The organism is Lutibacter sp., from assembly GCF_040883305.1.
Lineage (GTDB): Bacteria > Bacteroidota > Bacteroidia > Flavobacteriales > Flavobacteriaceae > Lutibacter.
Genome location: NZ_JBFLKT010000376.1, coordinates 1 through 4,114 on the forward strand (window position 1 = coordinate 1; position 4,114 = coordinate 4,114).

Here is a 4,114-nt window from a genome sequence, read left to right on the forward strand (position 1 = left end):
TAAGGTCTTTAGAATCTAACAACATATTTGTTGAGTCTATTCCATTTTTCACCCCTTGAATATATGCGTTTTGATTAATATCATCAAAATTCATTTTAATTTTAAGTCCCATATCCAATCCTAAAGCATAACTTACGGAATCGATTTCAGAGTCTAATGATTTTAAAGTACTTGCTTGGTTGTTACACGATGCTAGTGAAATTACAATTGCACTTAGAAATAAGAATTTAATTACTTTCATTTTTTTTATTTATTTTAATTAATTGAACTTTATATATTAATGGTTGATTAATCTCAACCTTTTTTTGATCTCCCAAATATCCAAAAACTTTATGAGATGGAAACAAAAAAGTTGCATTGTCTCCAACATTCATCAATTTTAGACCTTCTCGAAGGCCTTCAACAATTTCTTGTTTATCCACAACATACTTTTGAATACCAATATCACTTGCACTATAAATAAGCTGCATATTTATATCGAAAATTTCATATGTATATACAATTTCATCTCCAATTTCTGGAAAATAACCAACTTCGGACTTTTTATTAAACTTATATTTAAATCCAAAATTACTAACAATATAGGTACTTAAAGAATCTTTTTTTATTAAATTTTCAAAAGCATTTTCTTGCGCTGTAATTAAGGCTTTATTAAATAATACAGACTCCTCCATTGTTGAAGAAGATTTTTTTAATATAGGTTTTCTCGCTTCAGGATTGTTACAAGAAAACATACATAAAATTATAAAAAAACTTAAAAAACTATGCTTCATAAGAATTTAACAATTCGCTTTTATAATCTGGTAATACGCTTAAAAATGTAGAAACCGTTGCGTCTAAAGAAATTTCAGACCTACCTCCTGCTGCATTGTCGTGTCCACCACCATTAAAATGGTTTCTAGCAAATTTATTTACAGAAAAACGCCCTTTAGATCTTAAAGATATTTTAATAATTTTTTGCTCTACATCCTCAATAAAAATTACTGCAAAAATAACTCCTTCTAAAGATAAAGCATAATTTACCACCCCTTCTGTGTCTCCTTTTTGGTAATTAAAATCGTCCAAATCTTGTTGGGTTAATTTAATATAAGCTGTTTTTAGTTTATCAATAACAGTTAAGTTACTTAAAGCCCGACCTAAAAGTTGCAACCTCCCATAAGAGTTTGTGTCATAAACATTATTATGAATCAACGCATTATTGGCTCCTTTATCTATTAAATCAGCAATAATTCTGTGCGTTGTACTTGTGGTTGAAGCAAATCTAAACGACCCTGTATCTGTCATTATACCTGTATATAACGATGTTGCAATTGGTTCATCAATTTCATCAATAGCATCTAATTTTTCTAAAAAATGATATACCATTTGACAAGTAGAACAAATAGAAGTATCTGAAAACAGGTATTTTGCAATATCGTCTGGTTCTTGGTGATGGTCTATCATTATAAATTCACCTTCAAATTCCTTTAAGGTATTTTCCATATCAGATCCAACACGATGCAAGGCATTAAAATCTAATAAAAATATAATTGAAGCCTCTTCAATTGCTTTTTTAGATTGTCTGTTTTGCATATCAAACTTTAGTACTTCCTTTGAATTTGGCAGCCATTTTAAAAAATCTGGATAATCATTAGGAGCAACTACAGTTACAGTATGATCTTTTTTTTGTAAATAATTAAAAATTGCTAAACTTGACCCAATAGCATCTCCATCTGGATTTCTATGTGGAACAATCACAACATTTTTTGGTGTTGCTAATAATTCTTTTATTTCAGTTATTTCTCTTAAATTCATAAGCTACAAATATACAATTAATACCTTATTTTTTCCAAAATTATATCACAAGATATTATTAAATTTGATTAAAATTATTAGTTCTTTAAATTTAAAATTTTTCACTTTTGCTTAAATGCAAATAATTGTCTCTATTTATTTTAAAATACTATATTTGCGACGATTATAAATTAAAAAAATAAAAATGGCAACAAATAGAACATTTACAATGCTTAAACCTGATGCGGTTGACAAAGGTTATATTGGAGCAATATTAGAAAAAATAAATGCTACAGGATTTAAAATTGTAGCTATGAAAATGACAAGATTAACAAGAGCTGGTGCGGAAGAATTTTATAAAATTCATAAAGACCGCCCGTTTTTTGGAGAATTGATTGATTATATGACGTGTGGACCTATTGTTTCAGCGATTTTAGAAAAAGAAAATGCCGTTGAAGATTTTAGAGTTTTAATTGGGGCTACAAACCCAGCTGAAGCAGCTGAAGGTACAATTAGAAAGCTATATGCTGAATCTATTGGTAATAATGCTATTCACGGTTCTGATAGTGATGAAAATGCTGCTATTGAAAGCGCTTTTCATTTTTCTGGCAGAGAAGTTTTTTCAGGAAATTTCTTTTAAAAAACACTTAATAAAGGCTGTTTAAAAAGTTTTAAAGCATTTTAAGCAGCCTCTTTTTTAACACAATATTAGTTTAGAAATTAGGGTTTCGCCTAATTCTTCATTCATCATTTTAATTATTTTCTCTTTCCCATAACTTAATTCTTCTCTTAAAACGGAAGATTTTAGGCCTACAATTAATGTTGTTCGTTGCAATTCTATTTTATTAGTATTAGAAACAACACCTTGTCCCATAAGTTTCCCCCAAGCTTCGGCAACAGATATTTGATGCATTCCTTTTGTAAGTTTATTCTCTTTAATAACATCTTTCATTAAATCTTGAATTGAATGAAACTCGTTTTGTCTTTTTGCCATTATAACTTAAATATTTTATAAGATTGTTGCGTTCGTTTTACAACTTCTTCTGTTCTTTCTTCGTGTGTATCACTTATAAATAATTGTCCAAAATGATCATTATTAACCAAATTTATAAGCTGTTCTACTCTCAGATCATCTAATTTATCAAAAATATCATCTAATAATAATATTGGTTTTACATTAGATTTCGATTTTATAAAATCGAATTGTGCTAATTTTAATGCAATTAAATATGATTTTTGTTGGCCTTGTGAACCGAACTTTTTTACAGGATAACCATCAATTTCAAAGATTAAATCATCTTTATGAATTCCAACACTCGTATATTGTAACACACGATCACGTTCTAAATTTTTATCAAGTAACTCAAGGATATTACCTTCTTTTAATTGAGATTTATAAAACATGTCTACAACTTCTTTACTGTTAGAAATTGACTGGTACCTACTTCTAAAAATTGGAATAAAGGCATTTAAAAAGGCTGTTCTTTTTTCAAAAATTACAGTGCCATACGTTTTTAATTGTTCATCATATACTTTTAAATTTAAGGCATCAAAAGTCCTATTTGCAGCAAAGTATTTTAAAAGCGAGTTTCGTTGCGCTAATACCTTATTATATTTTAAAATTAGTTGAAGATAGTCTTTATCGGATTGTGAAATAACATTGTCTATAAATTTTCTGCGAATATCGCTGCCTTCAATAATTAAATCTCGGTCCGCAGGAGAAATAATTACTAATGGTAAATGACCAATATGATCAGAAAATTTCTCATAGACTTTTCCATTGCGTTTTAATACTTTTTTATTCCCGCGCTTTAAACTGCAAACAACAGTGTCTGTTTTTTCATCCAAAAGATACTCTCCTTGAATCATAAAAAACTCTTGATTGTGTTTTATATTCTGAATTGCAACCGGATTAAAGTAACTTTTTGCAAAAGATAAATAATAAATAGCATCTAATACATTGGTTTTACCAACACCATTATTGCCCACAAAACAATTTATTTTATCCTCAAAATCAAAGCTTTGCGATTCAAAATTCTTAAAATTAACCAATGTAATTTTTTGTAAATGCATCTAATTTTTTATAAAGTTCAAAATTATTCAAAATAAATGAAAATTTAGACACAATTGCATTTTTACTTTCCAATTAAAAATTCTATTTTTGCGCCTACAAATTTTACAACAAATGGCAACATATAAAAAGAGACCGAGTAAAGCAAAAAATACTCAAAGTGCTATAGAAACTAATTCTACAACTGCTGAAGTATTTAATACGCTAGATGAAACTGCATCAAGATCAGAACAATTTATAATAAAAAACCAAAAAACAATATTTATTGTA

Annotated in this window: 6 protein-coding genes; 1 reads left to right on the forward strand and 5 read right to left on the reverse strand. The window is 28.1% G+C overall.

Annotated features, from left to right (window positions below; all coding sequences use genetic code 11):
* The 3 genes from AB1Z17_RS12125 to AB1Z17_RS12135 all read right to left on the reverse strand — a co-directional run.
* A partial coding sequence (locus tag AB1Z17_RS12125) for an FKBP-type peptidyl-prolyl cis-trans isomerase N-terminal domain-containing protein (protein ID WP_368052053.1) occupies positions 1-241 on the reverse strand: 241 nt, incomplete at its 3' end.
* Positions 228-734 carry a gliding motility-associated peptidyl-prolyl isomerase GldI gene (gldI, locus tag AB1Z17_RS12130; protein WP_368052054.1) on the reverse strand — a complete coding sequence of 169 codons (507 nt, stop codon included), beginning with the start codon at positions 732-734 and terminating at the stop codon, positions 228-230. The genes AB1Z17_RS12125 and gldI, both read right to left, overlap by 14 nt.
* Positions 735-762: 28 nt before the next feature.
* Positions 763-1,794, reverse strand: a complete 1,032-nt coding sequence (locus AB1Z17_RS12135; protein ID WP_368052055.1) for a bifunctional oligoribonuclease/PAP phosphatase NrnA — start codon at positions 1,792-1,794, stop codon at positions 763-765.
* Between the two features lie 184 nt (positions 1,795-1,978).
* Between AB1Z17_RS12135 and AB1Z17_RS12140 the strand changes: the two genes are divergently transcribed.
* On the forward strand, positions 1,979-2,413 hold the full coding sequence (locus tag AB1Z17_RS12140) for a nucleoside-diphosphate kinase (protein WP_368052056.1): 435 nt from the start codon (positions 1,979-1,981) through the stop codon (positions 2,411-2,413).
* A gap of 57 nt (positions 2,414-2,470) precedes the next feature.
* Here AB1Z17_RS12140 and AB1Z17_RS12145 read toward each other — a convergent pair whose 3' ends face one another.
* Together AB1Z17_RS12145 and AB1Z17_RS12150 are read right to left on the reverse strand one after the other, a co-directional pair.
* Positions 2,471-2,767 (reverse strand): DUF721 domain-containing protein, encoded by a 297-nt coding sequence (locus AB1Z17_RS12145; RefSeq protein WP_368052057.1) that lies wholly within the window; start codon positions 2,765-2,767, stop codon positions 2,471-2,473.
* A complete protein-coding gene (locus tag AB1Z17_RS12150; protein WP_368052058.1) occupies positions 2,767-3,846 on the reverse strand; it encodes a DNA replication/repair protein RecF in 1,080 nt (359 codons plus the stop codon). Before AB1Z17_RS12150 ends, AB1Z17_RS12145 begins: the two co-directional genes overlap by 1 nt.
* Positions 3,847-4,114: the final 268 nt, after the last annotated feature.